We start from the raw sequence: 1,641 nt of genomic DNA, 5'->3' as shown, positions 1-1,641 counted from the left end.
GGCGTGCGGTTGGCGAGGTTGCGGCGGCTGTCGCGCCAATGATTATGCGCGATGGTGATCAACCAGCGATCCAGATTGGTACCCTCGGCGTATTTTTCCACGTTCCGCATTGCCTTTTCAACCGCAGCCTGCGCCAGATCGTCGGCATCATGAACCGTGCCGGTCAACGCCCGGCAGAACCGGCGCAGGCGCGGCAGATGTTCGATGATGTCCCGGCCCAGTGCCGCTGCATTGTTCATCGTTGCTATCCAAACGATATGGCACCCGGAATATTCCCGCGTGCAATACAGGCTTTGTTCATCAGGTGCAGCCCGAATGTTCGGCGCGGTCGTGATGCGGCGCCAAACCCCATTCCGGTTGCCGGGCAATAATGCAAAGGCACGAATCGATGAAGCATCGCAATGTCTTCTGGCTTCTTGGCCTGCTGTTGTTACCGATGGCAGCGCCGCCGCTGCCAGGCGCAGCCGTGCTGGCCGAACAGCCCGCCGATCCAAGCGATCACGACAACGATGCCGCCAATGACGATGAAGCCGTGCCCGATCCGGACGACGCGCCGGACACGCCCGACGATGCAGGTGCTGGCGACGCTGGTGCTGGCGACGCTGGCGCTGGCGGCGCCGATGATGCTGGCCCAGATGATGGCGCGGCTGCCGCTGGCCCGGATGGCGGCGATGATGACGGCGCTGCGGCTGGCGCGGGCAGCACCGGCGGCGACGATGATGACGGCGCGGCCGCCGTTGGCAGCGCAGCCGGCGGCGGCGATGACGACGATGATGCCCCGGCGGCCAGCGGCGGCGCTGTTGCAGCAACGGGCGACAACGACGACGACCGCAACGACGACAATGGCGCTGCCGATGACCGCGATGACGGCCCCGGTTCAGCGCCCGGCAGCAGCAGCGCCGATGACGATGACGACGCAGCAGATGTGCCCGCCGCCGCACAATATGCTGGCGCCGAAGATTCCCGCCAGCGTGCCCGGCTGGACAAGCAGGAAGCCATCGAAAGTGACGATGACGGCTTTCGTTATCGCCGCGGCGAACTGGTGGTGTTGGGTGTTGATGATGCCGGCATCGCGCGGCTGACTCGCGCCGGCTTTCGCGTGCTGGAACGGCACAAGATGACATCGCTCAGCGGCCAGGCTGTGCTGCTGGCGTCTCCGGCCCGGGTGAAGGATATTGATGCGCTGGTGCAGCTTGATGGCCTGATCGGCAGCGCGCCGCATTCGCTCAACCACCTGTTTGATCGCACGTCGGCGCTGGTCCGTTCCGGCGGCAAGCCGCAGCGGGTGAACCGGCGCGCCTGCCCGTGCCGCATCGGCGTCATCGATACCGGCGTGGCCGGCACTCTGCCCGATCTGAAGCGCACGCGCCTGGTGCAGCAGGGCTTCAATGGCGGCGCCCCCGATCCGGCGCTGCACGGCACCATCATTTCCAGCCTGATCGCCGGCACCGAACCGGCCCCGGGCAGCCGCACCGAAATCATCGTGGGCGACGTGTTTTCCGGCCCCCGCCGCAGCGCCGGTTCCGCGCTGGCCGTGGTGCGCGCGCTGGACTGGATGGCCGCGCAAAAGGTGGCGGTGATCAATGTCAGCCTGTCGGGCGCCAATAACCCGGTGGTGGCCGATGCCATCGCCCGGCTGGC

The 1,641-nt window shown here is 66.8% G+C and carries 1 protein-coding gene and 1 pseudogene; one reads left to right on the top strand and one right to left on the bottom strand.

Annotation, left to right across the window (positions count from 1 at the left end):
* The coding region (locus RMO81_RS10600; RefSeq protein ID WP_310475825.1) for an RNA polymerase sigma factor at positions 1-239 on the bottom strand (239 nt) is incomplete at its 3' end.
* Positions 240-388: 149 nt separating this feature from the next.
* On the opposite strand from RMO81_RS10600, the pseudogene RMO81_RS10595 reads away from it, so the two are divergent.
* Positions 389-1,641: pseudogene (locus tag RMO81_RS10595) on the top strand (hypothetical protein); the annotation flags it as partial.

This window comes from Sandarakinorhabdus sp., assembly GCF_031422795.1.
Lineage (GTDB): Bacteria > Pseudomonadota > Alphaproteobacteria > Sphingomonadales > Sphingomonadaceae > Sandarakinorhabdus.
This window is presented reverse-complemented; position numbering and strand designations above follow the sequence as displayed.